General features: G+C 61.4%; 2 protein-coding genes. Both read left to right on the top strand.

Annotated features, from left to right (window positions below):
- The coding region (locus A3730_RS26830) for a hypothetical protein (RefSeq protein WP_231884060.1) at window positions 1–488 on the top strand (488 nt) is incomplete at its 5' end.
- Window positions 488–733 (top strand): LysR family transcriptional regulator (locus A3730_RS26825; protein ID WP_156501393.1); only part of this gene is annotated, 246 nt, incomplete at its 3' end. The genes A3730_RS26830 and A3730_RS26825, both read left to right, overlap by 1 nt.

Below are 733 nucleotides of genomic sequence, written 5' to 3'. Positions count from 1 at the left end.
CCGCGAAACTGCGCCGGGAATGCACTGTGGCGGGCCGGCCGGCCAGCCACAGTGCATTCCCGGCGCAGTTTCGCGGTGACCCATCCCAGACCGGGGCCATGCAGGTTCTTGATCACGGTGAGAGTTGGCAATCCGGGCGGGTTATCAGTGAAGTCGCGGTGCGCACGGAGGAAACCGCAGAGGCCTTCCGGGGCGCGGTTTGTGAGCGTTTTGCCGGATTGCTGAAAGCTATGCCAGAGGGGCTGTCTGGCGCGTTCCTGTATCTGGACGATGATCTCTGTGTTTGTTGGTCGCTTTGGACTGGTAATCCGCAACCACTGGCCGAAGGGCTGGGCGAACGAGCGTTGCTGAGCGAATCCGTGCCTTGCTCTGTGCCACCTTCCCCCTTTGCTCGCTATGCCGGGCTCCATGTGCAGGCAGGTGATAGCCTGAATCTGCAGTTCGCCACCAGCCCCGCGGTGCCCGCGCCGGCGGAGGAGGCTGGCTGATGGGTTTTTCCAACCGGGATTTCACTCTGCTGGACACGCGCCTGTTCAAGGCCTTTATGGCGGCGGCAGAAACACGCAGTTTTACCCATGCGGCCACGCGGGCTCACATGACGCAATCTGGCGTGAGTCAGCATATTGCCAAGCTGGAAGAGCAGATTGGGGTCACCTTGTTCAAGCGGATCGGCAAGAAGGTGGTGCTCACCGATGCGGGCGATGCGTTGACCCAGTACATTCGGCATCAGATG

Source organism: Alcanivorax sp. HI0044, from assembly GCF_001634945.1.
This window is presented reverse-complemented; position numbering and strand designations above follow the sequence as displayed.